Source organism: Paraburkholderia edwinii (genome assembly GCF_019428685.1).
GTDB lineage: Bacteria > Pseudomonadota > Gammaproteobacteria > Burkholderiales > Burkholderiaceae > Paraburkholderia > Paraburkholderia edwinii.
The window spans coordinates 1296520-1320119 of the sequence record NZ_CP080095.1; the positions used below are offsets into that span (position 1 = coordinate 1296520).

At 64.7% G+C, this 23600-nt stretch carries 18 protein-coding genes; 16 read left to right on the top strand and 2 right to left on the bottom strand.

Annotation, left to right across the window (positions count from 1 at the left end):
- Window positions 1-15: 15 nt before the first annotated feature.
- Genes KZJ38_RS05680 through KZJ38_RS05690 form a run of 3 tightly spaced genes read left to right on the top strand, consistent with a single transcriptional unit; the run spans window position 16 to window position 5900 of the window.
- Complete coding sequence (locus tag KZJ38_RS05680; RefSeq protein WP_219799173.1) at window positions 16-3213, top strand: efflux RND transporter permease subunit; 3198 nt, start codon at window positions 16-18, stop codon at window positions 3211-3213.
- A complete protein-coding gene (locus KZJ38_RS05685; protein WP_219799174.1) occupies window positions 3203-4402 on the top strand; it encodes an efflux RND transporter periplasmic adaptor subunit in 1200 nt (399 codons plus the stop codon). The genes KZJ38_RS05680 and KZJ38_RS05685 overlap by 11 nt, the downstream gene beginning before the upstream one ends.
- The gene (locus KZJ38_RS05690; protein ID WP_219799175.1) at window positions 4395-5900 is read left to right on the top strand and encodes an efflux transporter outer membrane subunit; all 1506 of its coding nucleotides are present in this window, start codon (window positions 4395-4397) and stop codon (window positions 5898-5900) included. Before KZJ38_RS05685 ends, KZJ38_RS05690 begins: the two co-directional genes overlap by 8 nt.
- 129 nt (window positions 5901-6029) lie before the next feature.
- Here the strand turns inward: KZJ38_RS05690 and KZJ38_RS05695 are convergent, their stop codons facing one another.
- Entirely contained in the window at window positions 6030-6545 is a 516-nt protein-coding gene (locus tag KZJ38_RS05695; RefSeq protein WP_219799176.1) for a Dps family protein, read from the bottom strand.
- Window positions 6546-6877: 332 nt separating this feature from the next.
- On the opposite strand from KZJ38_RS05695, the gene KZJ38_RS05700 reads away from it, so the two are divergent.
- From KZJ38_RS05700 to KZJ38_RS05735, 8 genes are all read left to right on the top strand, one after another.
- Window positions 6878-7135 carry a DUF2934 domain-containing protein gene (locus tag KZJ38_RS05700; RefSeq protein WP_219799177.1) on the top strand — a complete coding sequence of 86 codons (258 nt, stop codon included), beginning with the start codon at window positions 6878-6880 and terminating at the stop codon, window positions 7133-7135.
- A gap of 216 nt (window positions 7136-7351) precedes the next feature.
- Window positions 7352-8317 (top strand): YihY/virulence factor BrkB family protein, encoded by a 966-nt coding sequence (locus KZJ38_RS05705; RefSeq protein ID WP_219800135.1) that lies wholly within the window; start codon window positions 7352-7354, stop codon window positions 8315-8317.
- 250 nt (window positions 8318-8567) lie between these two features.
- Window positions 8568-9473, top strand: a complete 906-nt coding sequence (locus KZJ38_RS05710; protein ID WP_219799178.1) for a ketopantoate reductase family protein — start codon at window positions 8568-8570, stop codon at window positions 9471-9473.
- Between the two features lie 118 nt (window positions 9474-9591).
- On the top strand, window positions 9592-10503 hold the full coding sequence (locus tag KZJ38_RS05715) for an SDR family NAD(P)-dependent oxidoreductase (protein WP_219799179.1): 912 nt from the start codon (window positions 9592-9594) through the stop codon (window positions 10501-10503).
- Window positions 10504-10725: 222 nt separating this feature from the next.
- Window positions 10726-11433, top strand: a complete 708-nt coding sequence (locus tag KZJ38_RS05720; protein WP_219799180.1) for an MgtC/SapB family protein — start codon at window positions 10726-10728, stop codon at window positions 11431-11433.
- A 75-nt stretch (window positions 11434-11508) separates the two neighbouring features.
- Window positions 11509-12768: a Zn-dependent hydrolase gene (locus tag KZJ38_RS05725; RefSeq protein WP_219799181.1), complete on the top strand. Its 1260-nt coding sequence runs from the start codon at window positions 11509-11511 to the stop codon at window positions 12766-12768.
- A 129-nt stretch (window positions 12769-12897) separates the two neighbouring features.
- Window positions 12898-13557: a glutathione S-transferase family protein gene (locus KZJ38_RS05730; RefSeq protein ID WP_219799182.1), complete on the top strand. Its 660-nt coding sequence runs from the start codon at window positions 12898-12900 to the stop codon at window positions 13555-13557.
- Between the two features lie 77 nt (window positions 13558-13634).
- On the top strand, window positions 13635-14342 hold the full coding sequence (locus tag KZJ38_RS05735) for a DUF899 family protein (protein ID WP_219799183.1): 708 nt from the start codon (window positions 13635-13637) through the stop codon (window positions 14340-14342).
- Window positions 14343-14393: 51 nt separating this feature from the next.
- Here KZJ38_RS05735 and KZJ38_RS05740 read toward each other — a convergent pair whose 3' ends face one another.
- The gene (locus KZJ38_RS05740; protein ID WP_219799184.1) at window positions 14394-14891 is read right to left on the bottom strand and encodes a universal stress protein; all 498 of its coding nucleotides are present in this window, start codon (window positions 14889-14891) and stop codon (window positions 14394-14396) included.
- Window positions 14892-15759: 868 nt separating this feature from the next.
- Here KZJ38_RS05740 and pgaA point away from each other — a divergent pair.
- From pgaA to glmS, 5 genes are all read left to right on the top strand, one after another.
- The gene (pgaA, locus tag KZJ38_RS05745) at window positions 15760-17790 is read left to right on the top strand and encodes a poly-beta-1,6 N-acetyl-D-glucosamine export porin PgaA (RefSeq protein WP_219799185.1); all 2031 of its coding nucleotides are present in this window, start codon (window positions 15760-15762) and stop codon (window positions 17788-17790) included.
- Between the two features lie 6 nt (window positions 17791-17796).
- Complete coding sequence (gene pgaB / locus KZJ38_RS05750; protein ID WP_219799186.1) at window positions 17797-19863, top strand: poly-beta-1,6-N-acetyl-D-glucosamine N-deacetylase PgaB; 2067 nt, start codon at window positions 17797-17799, stop codon at window positions 19861-19863.
- 67 nt (window positions 19864-19930) lie between these two features.
- On the top strand, window positions 19931-21262 hold the full coding sequence (pgaC, locus tag KZJ38_RS05755) for a poly-beta-1,6-N-acetyl-D-glucosamine synthase (RefSeq protein WP_219799187.1): 1332 nt from the start codon (window positions 19931-19933) through the stop codon (window positions 21260-21262).
- 18 nt (window positions 21263-21280) lie between these two features.
- Window positions 21281-21745, top strand: a complete 465-nt coding sequence (locus KZJ38_RS05760) for a hypothetical protein (protein ID WP_219799188.1) — start codon at window positions 21281-21283, stop codon at window positions 21743-21745.
- Window positions 21746-21766: 21 nt separating this feature from the next.
- Window positions 21767-23596, top strand: coding sequence for a glutamine--fructose-6-phosphate transaminase (isomerizing) (glmS, locus tag KZJ38_RS05765; protein ID WP_219799189.1), 1830 nt, complete (start codon window positions 21767-21769; stop codon window positions 23594-23596).
- The last annotated feature ends 4 nt before the right edge of the window (window positions 23597-23600 follow it).

Sequence of the window (23600 nt, forward strand, 5' to 3'; positions counted from 1 at the left end):
TATCCAGGAATACTCATGCTCGGCCTGGTACGTATTGCCCTTCGACGGCCATACACCTTCGTCGTGCTGGCGATCGTCATCTTCATCATCGGGCCGCTGTCCGCGCTGAAGACGCCAACCGACATCTTTCCCGACATCCGCATTCCGGTGATCAGTATCGTGTGGCAGTACACGGGCCTGCCGCCGGACCAGATGGCCGGCCGCATCACGTCGACGTTCGAACGCACGATTACGACGACGGTGAACGACGTCGAGCACATCGAGGCGCAGTCGATCAACGGCTTCGCGGTGATCAAGGTGTTCTTCCAGCCGGGCGTGAATATCGCGACCGCGAACGCCCAGGTGACCGCCGTCGCGCAGACGCAGCTCAAGCAGCTGCCGCCCGCGACCACGCCGCCGCTGATCCTGAACTACAACGCGTCGACGGTGCCGATCATCCAGCTCGCACTATCGGGCAAGGGGCTCACTGAACAGAACCTCGGCGACCTCGGCTTGAACCAGCTGCGTCCGCAACTGGTGACGGTGGCGGGTGCGTCGATTCCGTATCCGTTCGGCGGCAAGACGCGCCAGGTGCAGATCGACGTCGATCCTGCGAAGCTGCAGGCACGCGGGCTCTCCGCGCAGGACGTCGCGACCGCGCTCGCCACGCAGAACCTGACCACGCCGGTCGGCACCGCGAAGATGGGCGACCACGAATACGTGCTGCAGCTGAACAACGCGCCGTCGCTGATTCGCGATCTCGCCGACCTGCCGGTCAAGGCGGTAAACGGCACGACCGTCTATATTCGCGACGTCGCGAACGTGCGCGACGGCGCGCCGCCGCAAACCAATATCGTGCACGTGAACGGCCACCGTTCGGTGCTGATGTCGGTGCTGAAGAACGGCTCGGTATCGACGCTCGCGATCATTGCGGGCATCAAGCAGCACGTCGACGATGCGCGCGCGGCGCTGCCCGATAACCTGCAGATCGATCCGATCGGCGACCAGTCGCTGTTCGTGCGTGCGGCGGTGAGCGGTGTGGCGCGCGAAGCGGTGATCGCGGCGGTGCTGACGAGCCTGATGATTCTGCTGTTCCTCGGCAGCTGGCGTTCGACGGTCATCATCGCCACGTCCATTCCGCTGGCCATTCTCGGTTCGATCATCGCGCTGTCGGCGCTCGGCGAGACGCTCAACATCATGACGCTCGGCGGCCTCGCGCTTGCGGTCGGCATTCTGGTGGACGACGCGACCGTGACCATCGAGAACATCAACTGGCACCTCGAGCACGGCAAGCCTGTCGAAGATGCGATTCTCGACGGCGCCGCGCAGATCGTCACCCCAGCCTTCGTGTCGCTGCTGTGTATCTGTATCGTGTTCGTGCCGATGTTCTTCCTGAACGGCGTCGCGCGCTTCCTGTTCGTGCCGATGGCCGAGGCCGTGATCTTCGCGATGGTGTCGTCGTTCATCCTGTCGCGTACGCTCGTGCCGACCATGGCGAACTTCCTGCTGAAGCCGCACGATCCCGAACACGCAGAGGGCGAACACAAGCAGCCGTCGCGCAACCCGCTCGTGCGTTTTCAGCGAGGCTTCGAAGCGAGTTTCGAGCGCATTCGCGTGGTTTATCGCGGGTTGCTTATGCTCGCGCTCGATCATCGCAAGCCGTTCCTGATCGGCTTTCTCGGTTTCGTGCTGCTGTCGTTCGGGCTGGTGCCGTTTCTCGGCCGCAACTTCTTCCCGGCCGTCGACGCGGGGCAGATCCTGATGCACGTGCGCGCGCCCGTGGGCACACGCGTCGAGCGCACCTCGGAAATCTTCGCGAATATCGAAGATACGGTCCGCACGATCATTCCGCCGAACGAGCTCGGCACGGTGGTCGACAATATCGGGCAGCCGGTCAGCGGTATTAACACGGCCTATAACAACACGGGCACGATCGGCTCGCAGGACGGCGACATCCAGATCGAGCTGAAGGAAGGTCACGCTCCGACTGCCGAATACGTGCGGCAGATGCGCGAAGAACTGCCGCGCCGCTTTCCGGGCGAGACGTTCTCGTTCCCGCCGGCGGACATCATCAGCCAGATCCTGAACTTCGGCTCGCCGGCGCCGATCGATCTGCAGGTGCGCGGCAACAACCTCAACGGCAACTTCGCGTATGTGAACGCGGTGCTGCGTGACATTCGCGAGGTGCCGGGCGTCGTCGACGCGCGCATCCAGCAGTCGCAGCAGATTCCGACCTTCAACGTGAACGTCGACCGCACGCGCGCGCAGCTGCTCAACATCACCGAACGCGACGTGACGAACAGCCTGGTGGTGAACCTCGCCGGTTCGAGCCAGGTCGCGCCGACGTACTGGCTCAATAACGCGAACGGCGTGTCGTATCCGATCGTGATGCAGACGCCGCAGTACACGCTCGATTCGCTGTCCGCGTTGCGCAACATTCCGATCACGGCCGGCGCGCCGCTCAACGCGCAGGTGCTGGGCGGCCTCGCAACCTTCGATCGCACGGCGACGAGTTCGGTGGTGAGCCAGTACAACATCGTGCCCATGGTCGAGATCTTTGCGGCGACGCAGGATCGCGATCTCGGCGCGGTCGCTTCGGATATTCAGAAGATCGTCGCGCGACATGCGAAGGAGTTGCCGAAGGGTTCGAACGTCGCGCTGCTCGGCCAGGTCCAGACGATGAACGCCGCGTTCGGCGGCATGCTGTTCGGCCTGCTCGGCGCCGTCGTGCTGATCTATCTGCTGATTGTCGTGAACTTCCAGTCGTGGTCCGATCCGTTCGTGATCGTGTCCGCGCTGCCGGCCGCCCTGGCGGGCATTATCTGGATGCTGTTCGCGACGCACACCACGTTGTCGGTGCCGGCGCTGACCGGCGCGATCATGTGTATGGGTGTCGCGACCGCGAATTCGATTCTGGTGGTGAGCTTCTGCCGCGAACGGCTCGCCGAGCACGGCGACCCGCTCAAGGCCGCGATCGAAGCCGGCTTCACGCGTTTCCGCCCGGTGCTGATGACCGCGCTCGCGATGATTATCGGCATGCTGCCGATGGCGCTCGCACTCGGCGAAGGCGGCGAGCAGAATGCGCCGCTCGGCCGCGCGGTGATCGGCGGCCTGCTGTTCGCGACTACCGCATCGCTTTTCTTCGTCCCTATCATGTTTAGCATTATTCACGCGCGCGACAAACGCGCGGCAAGCCCGGCATCCGCCTCGGGAGGTCCTGCTCATGTCGTCTGAATCCGTTGAACCCGGTTTTGAATCCAAATATGCGGGTGCGCCGCCGCGCCGCCGGCTCGTCACGGCCGGTATCGTCGGCGTTGTGCTGGTCGTGATCGTGGTGGCGGCGGGCCTCACAGTGCGCGCATCGGACTCGCGCAAGCTGAAGAGCTGGACCGACGCGCAGGCGGTGCAAACCGTCAGCGTCGTCGCGCCGGTCAAGGATGCGCATGGCCCGACACTGACGCTGCCGTCGCAATTGCAGGCGTACTCGCGCGCGCCGATCTTCGCGCGCGTGCCCGGCTACCTGAAGTCGTGGTACGTCGATATCGGCGGACATGTGAAGGCGGGGCAACTGCTCGCCGTGATCGAAACGCCTGAAATCGACCAGCAGCTGATTCAGGCGAAAGCGGACCTGCAAACCGCAAAGGCGAATGCCGATCTCGCGGACATCACCGCGAAGCGCTGGCGCGCGATGCTCGGCACCGACGCGGTCGCGCAGCAGGACGTCGATACGCGCAACGGCGACTATGCGGCGAAGAAGGCGCTCGTCGATGCCGCGCAGGCGAATCTCGACCGGCTCGTTGCGACGAAGTCGTTCGCACGCATCGTCGCGCCGTTCGACGGCGTGGTGACCGCGCGCGATACCGATATCGGCGCGCTGATCAATGCGGGCAGCGGCGGGATCGGCCAGGAGCTGTTCCAGGTGTCCGACGTCAAGCAATTGCGCGTGTACGTGCAGATGCCGCAGAACTACGCGCCGATCGTGCATGAAGGCACGATCGCGACGTTGACGGTGCCCGCGTATCCGAACGAGGAATTCTCGGCGCGCGTGGTCGCGTCGGCCGACTCGGTCAATGCGACGTCGGGTTCGACGCTCGTGCAGCTGCTGGTCGACAACACCGCGGGCAAACTGTTGCCGGGCGGCTTCGCGAGCGTGCAGTTCAAGCTGCCGGTCGCGCCGAACGCGTTGCGCGTGCCGGCGAGCGCGCTGCTGTTCGACAGCCACGGTTTGCGTATCGCGACGGTCGGCCAGGGCGACACTGTCGTGTACAAGCGCGTGACGATTTCGCGCGACCTCGGCGATTCGGTCGAGATCGGTTCCGGCCTGCTGCCGACCGATCGCGTGATCGATGCGCCGCCCGACGGTTTGGCGGAAGGCGACAAGGTTGCGATCGCAGCCGGCGGCAAGAAGGCGGCTCATGGCTAACATGGTCAAGGCCGTTGCCGTTCTGCGCACCGCGCCGCTTGCGGCCGCCGCCGCGCTGCTCGTGGCCGGCTGCTCGCTCGCGCCCGACTACAAGGTGCCGCCGTCGCCGGTTGCCGCGCAATACCGGACCACGGGGCCGTGGGTCAGCGCAAAGCCGGGCGACCAGCTGAATCGCGACGGCTGGTGGAGCATGTACGACGATGCGCAGCTCGGCGACCTCGAGAAGCAGCTGCTCGAGCACAATACCGATCTCGAAGCCGCGTACGCGCACTATCAGCAGGCCCAGGCATTCGTTACGGAGGTCAGCGCGGACCTGTACCCGAGCGTGACGCTGAATCCGTCGCTGTTCCGCCAACGGCAGTCGGCGACGCGGCCGTTACGCACGGGCGGTCCCGACTACTACAACGCGATCACGCTGGGCGGCGCGGTCAACTATGACGTCGATCTGTGGGGCCGCGTGCGCGATTCGGTGCAGGCCGGCAAGGACGAAGCGCTGGCGACCCAGGCCGATCTCGCCTCGGTGCAACTGAGTCTGCAAGTGCAGCTGGCCGATAGCTACGTGCAGTTGCGCGGGCTCGATCAGCAGACGGCGTTGCTGCGTCAGACCGTGGTTGCGTTCACGAAGGCGCTGCAGTTGACCCAGGCGCTGCATGGCGGCGGTATCGTCGCCGGGCTCGACGTCGAGCGCGCGAAGACGCAGCTGTCGTCCGCGCAGTCGCAACTGTCGCAGACGCTCGCGCAGCGCGCGCTGCTCGAGCACGCGATTGCGGTGCTGGTCGGCGCGTCGGCATCCGAGTTCACACTGCCTGAATCGACGGCGAATCTGCCGTTGCCGGCGATTCCGGTCGGCGTGCCGTCGGTGCTGCTGCAGCGGCGGCCCGACATTGCGGCCGCCGAGCGGCGCGTGGCGGAGGCGAACGCGAAGATCGGCGTGGCGCGCGCCGCGTACTTCCCGTCGCTCACCTTGACCGCGCAGGGCGGCCTGCAGAGTTCCGCGTATGCGAGCTTCTTCAGTGCGCCGAACTTTTTCTGGGCGGTCGGTCCGCAACTCGCGCAGTATATTTTCGACGGCGGCTTCCGGCGCGGCCAGCTCGAGGCGGCGAAGGCGGCCACGAGCGAAGCGGGCGCGCGCTATCGCGGCGTCGTGCTCACGGCATTCCAGCAGGTCGAAGACAATCTGTCGCTGCTGGCGGACCTCGGTACGGCGTTGCAGCAGCAGAAGGATGCGGCCGCGGCGGCCGAACGCGCGCTTTCGCTTGCGTTGACGCAGTACAAGCAGGGCGCGGTCGGTTATCTCGACGTGGTCACCGCGCAGACGGCGGCGCTCGATGCCGAAGTGTCGGCGATCCAGATCCAGACGCGGCAATTGAGCGCGAACGTGCAGTTGATTCGCGCGGTGGGCGGCGGCTGGTCGACCGATCAGCTCCAGCAGGCCGCGATGGCGCCCGCGCTGGTTGCGGAGGCGGACGAGAAGGCGCCGCAGAACGCAGGTAAATAACGCGCGTCAAGCCACGGGCGCGCGAATCAACGCGGCGATCGATCACCGCATGGGTAACAACGACAAAGGCCCGCAAGTCTCTTGCGGGCCTTTGCACGTATACAGCGCGAGCCACCGCCTGCTGGCGGCTTACTCGCTACGCGTCGCTTCGAACAGGAACCACGCGCGGCGCTCCGCTTCGTCGATCCAGTTTTCCAGCTCGCTCGCGCTCGCGACATCGCCGGCTTCGTCACACACCTCGTGTGCTTCGCGCATGTGCGCGGCCAGCGCGAGATTGTCGTCGCGCAGTTCCGCGAGCATCTGATGCGGCCCCACGAAAGTCTGGTCGTTGTCGCGCACGCGCTGCAGCTTCGCGATATGGCCGATCGAGCGCAGCGTCGTGCCGCCGATCTTGCGCACGCGCTCGGCGATGTCGTCGGTCATCGCGAAGATCTGTTCGCCCTGTTCATCGAGCATCAGGTGATAGTCGCGAAAATGCGGGCCGGACATGTGCCAGTGAAAATTCTTCGTCTTCATATAGAGCGCGAAGGTGTCGGCGAGCAGCGGATTGAGCGCGCCGGACACATTGGCGACGGCTTCCTGCGACAGGCCGGACGGCGTATGGAGCGGAGCCTTGACCTGTTTGCTTGCGGTGCTTTGAGGCATGGCGTTTTCCTCGATGGAGTGTCGGTTCGGACCAGGTTGCGCGGCCGTGGCATCCGGTACAGACGCGGAGTCCGGCAGTGGGGCACGGCAGCGCGCGACTGTCGAGCATCGCGCGACGCGTGCAACCGCGTATTGCCGGACGAACGGCGTTTTTCCGATTCGCACGAATAGGCGCGGCGTGCACGGACCGGCGGTCAGACGGCAAGACGCATGTTTGGGTATAGCGGATGCTCAGCGGTCGGACAAGCCCGTGCTGCGCGAGCGCATCCTTGCGCTGGCGTCGACGGCACGGTTCGTGAAGTCCAGCGAGGTCCATCGGGAGGGCGGCAGCCATGGCGAATGAGTACAGCGACGAGCGTATCCGCGAACGTGCATATCACTTGTGGGAACAGGACGGCGCACCGGAGGGCCGGTCCGACGAGTACTGGGAGAAGGCGCGTCGGCAGATCGACGCGGAAGGCAGCGACGATCCGGCGCCCGTTTCCGCTGATCAATCGAAAAAGCGCACGCTTGAAGACGCCGTGCCGCAGGAGGACTCGAGCGAGACGGCCGGCCAGATGGCGACGCCGCGCGCGAAGCGGGCCAGATGAGTGAGCGAGATAAGCGGGCCAGATAAGCGGGCCAGATAAGCGGGCCAGATAAGCGGGCCAGATAAGCAAGCGAGCTGACGAGGGGCGAGATGGCCCACGCGCGCGAAGTGTGCAGGAAAGCGGGCAAGATCGTCCGCGCACGTGGCGCGCGTAAGCCTTACAAACGCCGTGCCGCGCAGGGATGCGCGCCGGCGCGTTGCACCGTGGGAGCGCATGATGACGACGCTGATCAACGCGTTTCACAACGCGTTCCACAACGCACTACGCAACGATGCGCTGCGTTTCGTTGCGATGCATCCGGCGCGTTTCGTGTGGATTGCGATGAAAGCGTTCCGCGCGAATCAGGGCTTGCTGCTCGCCGGCGCGGTCGCGTATTACGCGCTGCTGTCGATCGTGCCGCTGCTGATTCTCGTCGCGATCGCGTTCTCGCATTTCGTCGGCGAAGCGCGGCTGCTCGATACGCTCGCACGTCTGCTCGAGTGGCTGATACCGGGGCAGTCGCGTGCGCTCGTCAGCGAGCTTGCGAATTTTCTCGCGCATCGCAACGTGGTCGGCTGGCTGCTGCTCGTCACGATGATCTTTTTCAGTTCGCTCGCGTTCACGGTGCTCGAGAACGCGCTGTCGATCATCTTCGTGCATCGCGTGGCGATCCGGCGCCGGCATTTTCTCGTGTCGGCGATCGTTCCTTACTGTTTCAGTCTGTCGCTCGGCATTGGCGTGCTGATTGTGACGCTCGTGACCAGCAGTCTGCAGGTGGTCGCGACCGACGGCGTCGTGCTGTTCGGCCACGCGATTTCGCTGACCGGCGCCGTGCGTGCCGTGTTGTACCTGCTCGGTGTCGCGGGCGAGGTGTTTGTGCTGACCGCGATCTATCTCGTGATTCCGGTCGGGCGGCCGACGCTGCGTCACGCGCTGATGGGCGCGATCACGGCCGCGCTGCTGTGGGAAATTACGCGGCGCGTGCTGGTCTGGTACTTCGCGACGCTGTCGCAAGTCAATGTCGTGTACGGGTCGCTTGCGACGGCGATCGTCGTGCTGTTCAGCCTCGAAGCGCTCGCGACGCTGCTGCTGTTCGGCGCGCAGCTGATCGCCGAGTATGAGCGGCTTTGTGCGCCCGCGCGCATGGGTTCGCCGCAGCCGCCTGAGCCGCCAGTGCCGCCCGCACCGATGCGCACGGGGTAGCGCATCGTGCCGCGTCGCGCAGACGCGCTTGCCTTCGCGCAGTCAACGCTGCGCATCACGGCGACGCTGCGATAAGCGCACGCTAATCGCAGCGCAGCGACATTCTCGTCACCTTGTCCTCGATGCCGCGTCCTGTGCTACCGTTGCCGCTTCCGCTGTGGGAGGCTCGCCGGCGTTAGCGCGTTAAGGCGTTAGCGCATGAGCACGCGTCGTCGCCGCGGATTCCAGCTTCGTCGAGGAGGAGACAAGGATGAAAGTCGCCGTAATGGGCGCGGGCGCCGTCGGCTGCTATTACGGCGGCATGCTCGCGCGCGCGGGTCATGACGTCGTGCTGATCGGCCGCGCGCAGCATGTCGATGCAATCCGTGCGCAGGGGTTGCGGCTCGACACGCAAAGCTTTGACGAATACGTGCGCGTCGAGGCCAGCACGGAAGCGAGCGCCGCGAAGGGCGCGCAACTCGTGCTGTTCTGCGTGAAGTCCACCGATACGGAACATGCCGCACAACAGCTGCGCCCGCATCTCGCCGCCGACGCGCTGATTCTGTCGCTGCAAAACGGTGTCGACAATGCCGAGCGTGTGCGCGAGCAGGTCACGCAGGACGTGGCGGCGGCCGTTGTCTATGTCGCGGCCGGGATGGCCGGGCCCGGTCATGTGAAGCACAACGGCCGCGGCGAACTCGTGATCGAGCCGTCGCATGCAAGCGAAGCCGTCGCGCGTGCGCTGATCGACGCGGGCGTGCCAACCGAGATTTCCGATAACGTGCGCGGCGCGCTGTGGGCGAAGCTGATCCTCAATTGCGCGTATAACGCGCTATCCGCGCTTGCGCAGTTGCCATACGGGCAACTCGTGCAGCGCGAGGGCGTGGCCGATGTGATGCGCGATGTCGTCGATGAATGCGTGGCGGTGGCGCAGGCCGATCGCGTCGTCATGCCGGGCGACGTCGACGTCGCGGTGCGGCGCATCGCCGAGACGATGGCCGGCCAGTATTCGTCGACCGCGCAGGATCTCGCGCGCGGCCGGCGCAGCGAGATCGATCATCTGAACGGCTATGTCGTGCGGCGTGGCGCGGCGCTTGGAGTCGCGACACCGGCGAACCGCGTGCTGCATACGCTCGTGAAGCTGGTTGAAAGCCGGGAGAGCGACGCCGGAACCTGATCCATGCAACGCCCGGCGATGCAGCGCCATGCTTCGTGCTAGCATCGTCGGCCCCCATCGCTTTTCCTGAACGGGACTGCGGCACCGGTGTCGCGGCCCCGCGCCAACGAGGTCCCCGATGACTGATTCCACCATCCGATCCGCCGCTCCATCCGCAGTGAATCCCGCAGTTAGTCCCGCCGTTCACTCCGCGCTCACACCGGGCGCTGTCGCTGTCATTACCGGCGGCGCCGCCGGCATCGGCCTCGCCGCTGCGAAGCGTTTCGCTCAACTCGGGCTGCGCGTGTGCATTGCCGATCTCGGCGCCGAGCGTCTCGCGCACGCGGTCGATCAGATTGCCGCCGTCGCCGCAAACGGCAAGCAGGATGTGTTCGCGCAGCCGACCGACGTGAGCCGCATCGAAGACGTGCAACGCCTGCAGACGGTGGTGCGCGAGCGCTTCGGCGGCACCGACGTGCTGATGAACAACGCGGGCATCCAGATCGGCAGCACGATCTTCGGTCCCGGCGACCACTGGCAGCGGATCCTCGGCGTCAATCTGTGGGGCGTGATTCACGGCACGCAGACGTTCGTGCCCGAGATGATCGAACGAGGCCGCCCCGGCCTCGTGATCAACACAGGTTCGAAGCAGGGCATCACGACGCCGCCGGGCGACCCAGCCTACAACGTCGCGAAAGCCGGCCTGAAGGCTTTCACCGAAGCGCTGCAGCATGAGCTGCGCAACTCGGCGAACGGCAAGCTCAGCGCGCATCTGCTGATTCCCGGCTTCGTGTTCACCGATCTCACACGGCGCGACCGCACCGAAAAGCCGGCCGGCGCATGGACGCCCGAAGAAACCGTCGACTTCATGATGGAGCGCCTCGCGGCCGGCGATTTCTATATTCTGTGCCCCGACAACGACGTGCCGCGCTCGCTCGACGAACGTCGCATTCTGTGGGCAGCCGGCGATATCGTCGAAAACCGGCCGCCGCTGTCGCGCTGGCATCCCGATTACGCCGCGGCTTTCGAGGCATTTATCAAGCAGCGCTGAGCGGCCGGGCGCGAACCCGCGCAGCTTTCTTGCGTTCCTTTCTTGCCTTCGATGCGGGCGGCGCTGAAATAGCGGCCCGCATCTGACTTTTTGCACTGCGTATTCATCGCGCACTGGCGCAATCCACCGACTCCAGGCTATCTTTCGCCTCATCCTTCGGCCTGTTCGCGCCGTCCTGCCGCTGTTCCCTTAATCCTCGCCTTACTCGTACTCACTGCAGACATGATTGCCGACTTCGTCTGGCGGCTTATCGCCGCGTTCGCGTGCGGTGTCGCAATCGGCCTCGAGCGGCAGCTGCGCCAGCGCACCGCGGGGCTGCGCACGATCACGCTCGTCGCGAGCGGCGCGTGCCTGTTCGTCACGCTCGGCGTGCTGACGGGCAACGGCACCGCGGGGGTTACGCAGATCGCCGCGTATGTGGTGTCCGGCGTCGGCTTTCTCGGCGGCGGTGTGATCATGCGCGACAAAGGCTCGATTCAGGGCATCAACACGGCGGCGACGCTCTGGTGCGCGGCCGCGGTCGGTGTGCTGTGCGGCAGCGGTCACTATGGACCGGCGCTCGCGGGCACGGTTGCCGTGCTCGCCGCCAATACGGTGCTGCGCGAAGTGAGCCGCATGATCAACGCGACGCCGGTAGCGAGCGCGGACCTCGTGCGCGAGTATGTGATCACCGTCGTCTGCCGCGAGGCCGACGAAATCCATATCCGCACCCTGCTGTCCAATTCGATGTACTCGCAACCGCTGTCGTTCCAGAGCCTGACGAGCCGCGACGTCGAGGGCGAGCCGCCGCGCATCGAAGTGACCGCGACCGTGCGCATGCATCCGAAGGATCAGGCGAAGCTCGAACTGATGGCGAGCCGCATCAGCATGGAGAAAGGCGTGTCGAGCATCAGCTGGAGCGGCACGGAAGTCGAGCCTGTGCCCGAATAAATGCGTTGCCGGGCATCGACTGGCAGATGCGCGATTACGCAAAAACCCACATTGAAACTGAAGGAGAACCGTCTCTTGCCGACCATCAATCCCGAGCGCCTGCTGGGCGACCTGCGCACGCTGCGCAGCTTCGGCGCAACCGGACCCGGCGTCGTGCGGCTTGCGCTATCGCCGATCGATATCGACGCGCGCCGCTGGCTTGCCGGCCGCATGAGCGACGCCGGGCTCGACGCGCAGATCGACGGCGTCGGCAACGTATTCGGCCGCTCGCGCCATGCGGGGCCCGCGCTGCTGATCGGTTCGCATACCGATACGCAGCCGACCGGCGGCTGGCTCGATGGCACGCTCGGCGTGATCTACGGTCTGGAAATCGCGCGGGCGCTTGCCGAAAGCGACGACACGCGGCATCTCGCCGTCGACGTCGCATCGTGGATCGACGAAGAGGGCACGTTTTCAGGGTTTCTCGGCAGCCGCAGCTTCGTGGGCGGCGAGCACGAAGCATCGGTCGACGAAGCAATCCGTTGCGCGCGCAACCGGGACGGGCAGTTGCTGCACGACGCGCTGCAGGCCGCCGGTCTGGCCGGGCGACCGCGCGCGCGTCTCGAGCACGGCCGCCACGTCGCCTATTTCGAGCCGCATATCGAGCAGGGCGGGCGGCTCGAAGCAAGCGGCCATGCGATCGGTGTCGTCACAACCATCGTCGGCATGCGCGAACTGCGCGTGCGCTTTAGCGGCCAGCGCAATCATGCGGGCACGACGCCGATGTCGATCCGCCGCGATGCGGGCGCGGCGCTGGTCGCGTTTATCGCGCGCATGGACGACGCGTTTCGTGCGCTCGCCGATGCCGATACGGTGTGGACCGTTGGCCGCATCGATCTCGAGCCCGGGTCGCTGAGCGTCGTGCCGGGGCAGGCGGACCTTCATTTGCAGTTCCGCGACGGTAACGCCGAACGTCTGCGTGCGATGGAAGCGGCGCTTGCGGCACTCGTGCGCGAGTTCGACGCGCGCGGGCCGGTCGGCGTTGCGCTTGCGACGCTCGACGAAGCCATGCAGCCCGTCACGATGGACGCGGCTTTACAGAAGCACGTCGCGCGCGCTGCCGAAGCGGTGACGCCTGGCCGTTGGGTACACATGCCGAGCGGCGCCGCGCACGATGCGCAAATACTCGCCGCGCATCTGCCGGCCTGCATGATGTTTGTGCCGAGCATCGGCGGCATCAGTCACGATTTCACCGAGAACACGGCCGACGAGCATATCGTGCTCGGCTGCCAGGTCGCGGCCGCCGCCGCGGCGTCGATCTTGCAGGAGGCTACGGGCGGGCGCATGGTCAGGTAGCCAGGTAGAAACACCTGGCGGTCGCCGATAAAGGCAGATTTTTTCGCCTGCGCGTCGATTTCATCCCGCTTCGTTCGTCGTTTAGTCGAAAGGCCCTGACTAACACACGTTTGCCGGAGGTGACACCCGATGACGCTCAAGCTCTACGCCCACCCGTTCTCTTCGTACTGCCAGAAGGTCCTGGTCGCGCTCTATGAGAACGGCACGCCGTTCGAATGGCGCGCGCTTTCTCCCGACAATCGGCAACTGGCCGAAGAGTTCGCGGCGCTCTGGCCGATCAAGCGCTTTCCGCTGCTGATCGATGAAGGCCGCACGGTCATCGAGTCGACCGTCATCATCGAATATCTGGGTCTGCACTATCCGGGCCCGGTGCCGCTCGTGCCCGAGGATCGCCGTGCCGCGATCGAAGTGCGGACCATGGACCGCTTCTTCGACAACTACCTCTCGACGCCGCAACAGAAGATTGTCTTCGACGCGCTGCGGCCCGAAGCCGAACGCGATGCGCGCGGCGTGGCCGATGCGCGCGCGATGCTCGATACGGCCTACGGATGGCTCGACCGCACGATGGCCGATCGCACCTGGGCGGCGGGCGAGCACTTCAGCCTCGCCGATTGCGCGGCGGCGCCTTCACTCTTTTATGCGGACTGGACGCATCGGATCGACGCCGCGTTTCCTCATGTGATTGCGTACCGGAAGCGGCTGCTCGCACGGCCTTCGTTTGCGCGCGCGGTCGATGAGGCGCGGCCGTACCGGCCGTTTTTCCCGCTGGGCGCGCCGGATCGCGATTGATTGATCGAGCCCGTTCATTCAGCCCTGCTTCGGCACCGCACTCAGCCCCGCATGCAGCTCTTTCTCAGGAGATTGATATGGCGAACACCCCAACTCTCGTTTCCGCCGTCGAACTCGCACAACGCAACACGATGACATTCCCGAATGAAAGCGCCGAATACCGGCGCGCGCGCAACGCACTGCTTGCCGAGGAAATCGAACTGCGCCGGCATATCGAGCGCGTGGCTGCCTTGCGTCGCGCGCTGCCGCCGGGGGGCGCGGTCACCGCCGACTATCGCTTCGAAGGCGAGCAGGGCCCGGTCGATTTCGCCGGGCTCTTCGGCGACAAGCAAACGCTAGTTGTCTACAGCTATATGTTCGGTCCGCAGCGCGAGCGTCCGTGCCCGATGTGCACGTCGCTGTTAAGCGCATGGGAAGGCGAAGCCGCCGACCTGCAGCAGCGCGTTGCGCTGGCGGTCGTCGCGCGATCGCCGCTGCAGAAAATCCTTGCATTTACGCAGGCGCGCGGCTGGCGCGACCTGCCGTTGTACTCGGACCTGAACGGCAACTTCAGCCGCGATCATTACGCGATCTCGGAGGAAGGCGGCGATGAACCCGCGATCAATGTGTTCACGCGGCGTGACGGCACGATTCGCCATTTCTGGGGCAGCGAGATGGGCTTCTCGACTGTCGATCCGGGCCAGGACCCGCGCGGCGCGCCCGACCCGATGCCGCTTTGGACCATTCTCGACCTGACGCCCGAAGGACGCGGCACCGACTGGTATCCGAAGCTCGAATACCGCTAGCATCCGGCCGGCAGGCGCCGCCTCTGCTGCTAAGCGTCGCGGCGCCGGCTGTCAAACCGTCTCTGCATAGCGCGGCCGCAGCGCAAGCGTGCGGCCCGCTGCGGCGGGCAACGCATCGGTCGCGACGAGCACCGGCGTGTCCGTGTGGCGCAGCAGCTCCTTATACAGATTCTCGCGAAAGAAGCTGAACAGGGACGCCCTCCGGTTGCCCACCACGAGCAGATCCGCGCCGATCTCGCGCGCGTGTTCGGCGATCGCGCGGCCGATCGTGCTGCTGCACATCGGCAGCACGATCGAGCGCGCATCCCCTTCGCAGCCGGACCGATGAATCGCCTCGAGGCAACGCGCTTCGACGGCATGTCCATACGCGTCCAATGCTTCGAACGTCGCGCTGAAATCGCAGGTCTCGGCGCCAACATACGGCGGCACCGGATCCACCACATGCAGCGCGGTGACGCGCGCGTCGGTTTCGTGCGCGAGCCGGATAGCTGCTTCCAGCGTGATCGAATCGGGACGGGTACCGACTGCAACCAGAATGTGCCTGACCATTTTGGGGCCTCGCTTTCGTGTCCTACCGCTTGATCCAGGGAACCTGCAGGCTTGCGTGAAGCCATGACCTGCATGATCGGCGCGGCGAATTAGGCAAAAATGAGAGCGAAAAATCAGAGCGAAAAACAGAGGCACCCGGTTTGCGTCGCAGCGCGGCGGCCATGCGCGATGCAACGCAACAATTCAACTTCGCGAGCGAGACATTAAGCTGTCGGCGCCTCAGCGTTCCGTGCGCGAGCGAACGCATCGCGCCGCATTCCACGAAATCGGAGTTACGCGTAATGCATACCTCGTAAACCCGTTCTCGGAAGTGTTTTATTTGCGTTTTAGTACGCTGCCGGTCATTGTTTCCTGACCTAAAACGAATTCAGAAAATCATTCATCCGCTAATGAGCGGGTTTTCCGGTGCAAGCCGCTTCGTATCCGCTGATGAATCGGGCATGCTTTTCAGTGGCCTGTTCATTCATGAAACGCTTTTTAAAAGACGTTGTGCGCGCAAGCAACGTTCAGTGTGTGCGTGGTTTCCGTGGCGGAATTCATCGTACAGGCAGGCACGCTGCGGGGCCGGCCATTGCGCTGTGTGCGTTAGCGTACTTTCACCGATGAAACGTTTCTTCGATGCGCTGCAAACGCGCATCGATGGTTTGCAACGTTTCCCTTGCAGGCAAAAGGTCGGCGTCGTTCTGGCATAGACCTCGCTTAAGGCGTGGCCGCGCTAACCCGAGGTATCGCATTCACGAAGCATCGGGAGAGCGCTGTACATAAACGCCGCACGCGAGACCAGGAATTCCCCGATGTTTTTCAGTCGTGCCAAAGATGGCATGGGGACTTCCTTTGTCTGGAGCGCGGCTCCGACAAGCGAGGAACCATGAAAAACAGACGCTCTAGCCGACGCATGCGGGCCGCAATCAAGGCGACTGCCTTGCTGCTGGCGCTGCTCGCGCGCGACTACTGCGCCGCGCAGCCCAGTGCCGCAGCGGATTCACCGGGGAATGTCGCAGAAGGCCAGATCATGACCGAACGCGACCAGATTCGCAGACAGGTATTCGAACTGGCGGGCGGCGGCTCGCCGCAGGTCGCGCTGGAACAGGCGCGCACGCGTCCCGATGCGTTCTCGCAAAAGGACCTGCTGCAGATCGAATCGCTTGTCGTGGTGACCGAAGTGCATTGGGGCCGGCAGCAGGCAATCGCAAGCGACGACCCCGACCGGCTCTCTCAAACGAAGTCCGCCCTGGCGCATATCGACGACATGCTCACGCGCATTCCCGAAGGCGACGAATACGCGGAAGTCCGCCGCGAAGTGCTTGCCGAACGTGTCGGCGCGTTGCAGGGCGTCGGCCGCATGAAGGAGTCCACCGCGCTCTACGAACAGCTGTCGGTTTCGAAGGAGCCACTGCCCGCGCGCACCTATGCGGCCGCCGGCGACGCGTACACGTATCTCGACAAACCGCGGCTCGCGGCGCCCGCTTATGAACGCGCGCTGCAAACGCCGCTCGACCCGCTCACGCCTTCGGTCGAACCGCATGTGTTGAAGCGCATCGACGTGCAGGAAGGGCTGTTCTTCGCGTACCTCGATTCGGGCCGGTACGACACCGCGCAGCAACTGCTGAAGCAGATTTCCGCGAGCACGCCGATTCGCGCCGATCTTTCCGAGCATCCGGAAGATGTGAACGAAGACTATGGCCGCGTGAAAAAGCTGCAGGCGCAGTACCTGTTGTATACGGACCGCACGCGCGAAGGCGTCGAGGCGCTCGACGCGCTGCGTCACGAAGCGCCGTTCGACCCCGCGCTCATCAGTGCGCGCTCCGATGCATCGCTCGTTCAGCAGCGGCCGCACGAAGCCGAGAGGATCTACGCGGGCACGCTCGTCGATCACCCCGGTGATATCGAAACGCTCGCCGGGCTCGGCGAGACCGCGCTGCAGCTGAACCAGTACGATCGCGCGGCCGAGGTCAGCGCGACCTTCGCCGATCAGTTCCCCGACAACAACACGGTCAAGAAATTCCAGCGCGATTACGAGGCCTACAAGAGCCCGCAACTGATCGTGGCCGCGAACGGGCAGAAGGGCAACTCGGTCGTCGCCGACAACGACTGGGGCGTCGACACGCAACTGTATTCGCAGCCGATCGCGAAGTACTGGCGCGTGTTCGCGCATCAGTTCAGCGGACGGGCGGATACCGGCGACGGCGACAGCGTGAGCCGTGTGCGTAACGGCATCGGCGCTGACTTCCGTCTGAACGGTATCGATGCGGCGGCCGAAGTCGATCACTCGACGGGCGGCAACTCGTACACGGGCGCCACCGGCACCTTCGGTTACGCGCCTGACGACCACTGGCATTTCCAGGCGGGCTTCGACACGAACAGCAACGGCTTGCCATGGAAGGCGTATCAGGCCGGCATCACGGGCCGCACGCTCGGCGCAACGGCGCGCTATTCGGTGGATGACCGCCGCTACTTCGATCTGGCGTACGGCGTCGGCCGTTACAGCGACACAAACCTGAACCAGCAGTGGGCGGCGATCTGGTACGAGCGATTCCTCAATACGCCGAATCATCAGGTCTCGACGTGGGTCGAGTTCAACACCAGCAGCAACACGTTGACCAACACGCCGTATTTCAGTCCGCCGCGCGACTACACCGCGCAGATCACCGCGATGTACCAGTGGACGCCGTGGCGCAACGCCGACAAGTCGTTTGCGCAACGCGTGTACGCGACGTTCGGCGGATACCGGCAAACCAATGTTGGCGATAGCGGGTTGTGGGAAGTGCGTCTCGAGCAGGCATGGCAGCTCGGCACGCAGGCCTCGCTCGCCTACGGGATCGGGGTGTCAAGCCAGCGGATGGACCGTACCCGCGAAACCAGCAAGCTGATTTACCTGAACCTCAACATTCCCTTGTGAGCCATCATGGACAAGCTCAATCGCAGACGCTTTCTCGCTTTCGCCGCCGCGCTATCGGCCATGCCCGCCGCGCAGGCCGCGCAGTCGCGCTTCAATCTCGACTTGCTGCCGCAAGCCGATGCCGACGACGGTCTGACCTTTCGCGTGCTCGCGATTCACGATATACGCGACAACCTGCATGCGGACATCGGCTCGGTGGCCGACACCTGCGCGATCAGTACCGCAACGCTGAACATGCTGTTCGCGTGGCTCAAGGGCAACAACTTCCAGCCCGTGAGCGTCGATCAGATTCTCGCGTCGCGCAACGGCGGTCCGCGACTGCCGCCGCGCGCCGTGCTGCTTACGTTCGACGACGCGTACAAGAGCCAGTACACGCGCGCGTTCCCGCTGCTCAAGCAGTACAAGTATCCGGCGCTGATCGGCGTCGTCACGCGCTGGACCGATACGCCGGCGGCGGACCCCGTGCGCATCAGTCATAAGTCGGTGATGGAACCCGGTTACTTCATGAGCTGGGACAACCTGCGCGAGATGGCCGATTCGGGTCTCGTCGAAGTCGCGTCGCACACGCACGACATGCATCACGGCGCGCTCGCGAACCCGCAAGGCAACGAGCTGCCGGCGGCCAGCGCGCACCTCTACTACCCTGAGCTGCAGCGCTACGAAACCGACGAAGAGTATCGCGCGCGCATTCACGGCGACCTCGAGCGCAGCGTCGGGCTGATCCAGGCCAAGACCGGCGTCAAGGTGCGCTCCGCGGTGTGGCCGTACGGTATGTACAACCAGACGCTGATCGAAGCGTCGCAGGCGCTCGGCATGGGCGTGCACTTCACGCTCGACGACGGCCCGAATACGCCGGACGTGCCGCTGACGAAAGTGCGCCGCCTGCTGGTTTCGTACGACTGGGACGTCGGCACGCTGATCGGCCAGATGCGCGTGGCGCGTGCTTATCGCGGCGAAAAGAATCCGGTGGAGCGCGTCGTCAATGTGTCGCTCGACGAACTGTATGACCCGGACCCGGCGAAGAGCGAGGACAAGCTCGGCCGGCTGCTCGACCGCATCAAGGATCTCGAACCGAAGTCCGTCTATCTGAAGGCGTATTCGGATCCGAACGGCACGGGCGTGGCGAGCGCGGTGTATTTCCCGAGCCGCCATATGCCGATGCGTGCGGACCTGTTCAATCGCGTCGCGTGGCAGCTGATCACGCGCGCCGGCGTGCAGGTCTATGCGCGCATGCCGCTGCTCTCGTTCCAGTTGCCGGCGGGCCATCCGGCTGCCGGACGCGTCGTCGAAAACGCGATGGGCAATGCGCGTGTGCAGCGCCTGAGCCCGTTCGATCAAACGGCGCGCGCGACGATCGCCGACATCTACGACGACCTCACGCGCTATGCGAGCTTCAACGGCATCGTGTTCGGCGAGGACGGGACGCTGAACGAATACGAAGACGTGAGCCTCGCCGCGACCGACACGTATGCGACGTGGGGCCTGCCGCGCGATATCGCGCGCATTCATGCGTCGGACAGCCTGATGCGTCACTGGGCCAGCGCCAAGACGATGTATCTGACCGCGTTCACCGAGGAGCTCGCGCAGCGCGTGCGCGCGTATCAGGGCGGCGGCAACGTGCTGACCGTGCGGGCGCTGTCGGCTGAAGCCGTGTTCGATGACGATTCCGAGCGGCATTTCGCGCAGAGCCTCGACGTGTTCGTCACGAACTACGACTTCGTCGCGCTGTCGGCGTTTCCGGACCAGGCTGCCAACCGGGCCACTGGAGCAGCCAGCGGCCGCGAAGAGCGCGCGACGAACAGCTGGCTCGACTCGCTGACGAAGACGGTGCTCGCGCATCCGAAGGCTGGGACCAAGACGGTGTTCGAGCTGCCGGCTGTCGACCCGGCGACGCAGCAGCCGATTGCATCGAACCTGCTGCGCGCGCAAATGAAGCGGCTCAACGCAGCCGGCGTCGTGCATCTCGGTTATGGGCCCGACAACTTCATCGCGAACCAGCCGGACACCGCGATGCTGCGCGACGTGATGTCGGTGCAAAGCACCTTGCGCTCGAACCAGGGGATGCTGGGCTGACCACATGCGCCCGTTGGGCGGGTCCTGCGACCTGCCCGACGGGCTAGCCTGGCAAAAGGGGAAAACAATGAAAAACGCGATGGACCTGATCTCGAACTTCGTCTTCTACTATCCGCTGCTGATGGCGTATCTGTGGATGGTGGGCGGCCTGCTGCATTACTTTCTCGTCGAACGCAAGGACGGCGGCAAGCTCGCCGCGCCAACGCTCACGAGCTATCCGAAAGTGGCGGTGGTCGTGCCTTGCTACAACGAGGCCGACAACGTGCGCGAAGTGATCGCGAGCCTCGACGCGCTCAACTATCCGAACTACGAAATTATCGCGATCAACGACGGTAGCCGCGACGAGACCGGCGCGATCCTGAACGAGCTCGTGAACGTGTATCCGAAGCTCGTCGTCGTGCACCAGCATCAGAACGAAGGCAAGGCGATCGGTCTTACCACGGCCGCGATGCTCAGCGATGCAGAGTATCTGATGTGTATCGACGGCGACTCGCTGCTCGACAAGGATGCGATCGGCTGGATGCTGCGCCATTTCCTCGACAACGCGTCGGTGGGCGCCGTAACCGGTAATCCGCGCATCCGCACGCGCTCGTCGCTGCTCGGCCGCATGCAGGTCGGCGAGTTCTCGTCGATCGTCGGGCTCATCAAGCGCACGCAGCATATGTACGGCCGCCTGCTGACCGTGTCCGGCGTCGTCTCGATGTTCCGCAAGCGCGCGCTGCAGGAGGTCGGCTACTGGAGCTCGGACATGCTGACCGAGGATATCGATATCAGCTGGAAGCTGCAGGTGAGCGGCTGGCTGATTCACTTCGAGTCGCGCGCGCTGAGCTGGATCCTGATGCCCGAGACGTTCCGCGGCCTGTACCGGCAGCGGCTGCGCTGGGCGAAGGGCGGCATTCAGGTGCTGTTCAAGTACGCGGGCGAAGTGCTGTCGCGCCGCAACCTGATGATGTGGCCGATCTTCGCGGAGTACGCGGTCAGCATCGTGTGGGCGTACTGCATGCTGTTCACGCTCGCGATCATGGCCTGCAACGCGCTGTTTCCGATGCCCGAAGCGTGGCGTTTCGGTTTCGTGCCGCGCGGCACCGGCATTCTGCTGTTCCTGACCTGCTGCCTGCAGATTCTGATCGGATGCCTGATCGATCGCCGCTACGACAGCAACCTCATGCGCTATTTCGCGGACACCGTCTGGTATCCGGCCGCGTTCTGGGCGATCAGCATGATCGCGTCGGTGATCGCCTTGCCGAGCGTGATGATGAAGCGGCGCAAGCGCGCCCGCTGGGTCAGTCCGGATCGGGGAATTCGCGCGAGCACTGCGCTCGCCGCCGGCAGCGCCGCGCCGGAGCTTGCGGCACAAACGTCGTACAGCAATGCGCTCGAAGTCGATCAAAGCAGCTAACCCCTACGGAGGCCACTCATGACTTTCCCGATTATCGACGTATCGAAGCAGTCCGTCGCAGAGTTTGAATCGCAGTGCACGCGTAGCCGCGCATGGCAGTTCGTCGCGTGGTATCGGGTGGTTCGTCCGCTGCTCGTGTTCGGCATCTGGTTTCTCGCGGTCCGTTATATCCGCTGGTGTCTCGAGCATGCGACGCCCGAGGAAGTGTCGCTCGAGGCGTTCGTGCCGATCATCATCGGCGTGGCGGCGGTCAGCGCGACGCTGATCGTGTGGACCATCGCGCGCCAGATCGATCTGTTTCACTCGGGGCGCCTGCGCCGCATGAATGACGGCGCGCGCGCCGCGGACGAAGCCGCCGCGCCGCCGCAAGCCGAGTTGCCGGTCACGGCCGCGGCGGGGCGCTGCCTTGTCGCTTATCACGACGACGACGGGATGATTTCGCACGTCGTATCGATGCCGGAATACGCGCGGCAAACCGCGTGATCATAAGAAGGAGAAAACACTATGTGCGGGATAGTGGGAGCAGTGGCGAGGCGAGATGTCGTGCCGGTGCTTACCGAAGGGCTGCGGCGCCTCGAATACCGGGGCTACGATTCGTGCGGCGTCGCGGTGTTGCAGCATGGCGTGCCGCGCCGCGTGCGCAGTGTCGAGCGCGTCGCGAACCTGACGGAGCAGGTCGACTACGCAGGTTTGTCGGGCACGATCGGTGTCGCGCATACGCGCTGGGCGACGCATGGTGCGCCCAACACGGACAACGCGCATCCGATCTTTTCGTGCGGCGAAATCGTGCTGGTGCACAACGGCATCATCGAGAACCATGACACGTTGCGCAAGGAGCTGAAGACGCTCGGCTATGCGTTCGACTCGGAGACCGATACCGAGGTGATCGCACATCTGATTCACCACACGCGCAAGCAGGATCCGACGCGCGATCTGCTCGTCGCCGTGCGGCGCTCGCTGCGCCGGCTGCGCGGGGCGTATGCGATCGCCGTGTTCGCGAAGAGCGATCCCGGTCTCGTGATCGGCGCGCGCGCGGGCTCGCCGCTCGTGGTCGGGCTGACCGATCGCGGCAATTATCTTGCGTCGGACCCGATGGCGCTCGCGGGCACCGCGGACCGCTTCGTTTATCTCGAAGAGGGCGACGTCGCGGTGCTCACGTGCGAAGCGGTGAAGATCGTCGATTGCGGCGGCGAGGTGGTGCGCCGCGAAGTGCAGACGCAGCGCGCGAGCCACTTCACGACCGAGCTCGGGCCGTACCGGCACTACATGCAGAAAGAGATCTTCGAGCAGCCGTCGGTGCTCGCCGATGCGACCGAGCGTGTCAATGCATTGACGCCGGCGCTGTTCGGCGTCAACGCACAGCGCGTGTTCGAGCAGGTCGATTCGCTGCTGATTCTCGCGTGCGGGACGAGTTACTACTCGGCGCTGACGGCGAAGTATTGGCTCGAGTCGCTGGCGGGCCTGCCGACGCAAGTGGAAGTGGCAAGCGAGTACCGCTACCGCGACAGCGTCGTGAATCCGCGCGCGCTCGTGGTCGTGGTATCGCAATCGGGCGAGACCGCCGATACGCTCGCCGCGCTCAAGCACGCGCAGCAGCTCGGCCATAAGCATTCGCTGGCGATCTGCAATGTCGCGCACAGCTCGATGATGCGCCTGACCGATCTGCAGTATCTGACCGGCGCCGGCCCGGAGATCGGCGTGGCGTCGACCAAGGCGTTTACCACGCAGCTCGTCGCGCTGTTCATGCTGGCCGCGACGTTTTCGAAGCAGCGCGGCATTGCCGATGCGGAGCACGAGGCGCGCTGGCTCGAGCAGTTGCACCATCTGCCGGCCGCGGTGAACAGCGTGCTTGCGCTCGAACCGCAGATCGTTCGGTGGGCAGAAGACTTTGCACGCCGCGATCACGCGCTGTTTCTCGGACGCGGGCTGCATTATCCGATCGCGCTCGAAGGTGCGCTCAAGCTGAAGGAAATCTCGTACGTGCATGCGGAGGCTTACCCGGCCGGGGAACTGAAGCATGGGCCGCTCGCGATCGTCACGAACGAGATGCCGGTGGTTACGATCGTGCCGAACGACGCGCTGGTCGAGAAGTTGAAGTCGAATATTCAGGAGGTGCGGGCGCGCGGCGGGCTGCTCTATGCGTTTGCCGACGAGGATGCGCCGATCGACCGCGAGGAAGGTGTCAACGTAATCCGGTTGCCGGCGCATTATGGGCCGCTGTCGCCTATATTGCATGTCGTGCCGTTGCAGCTGCTTGCGTATCATACGGCGTGTGTGCGGGGCACCGACGTCGACAAGCCTCGCAATCTCGCGAAGTCCGTCACGGTGGAGTGAGTGA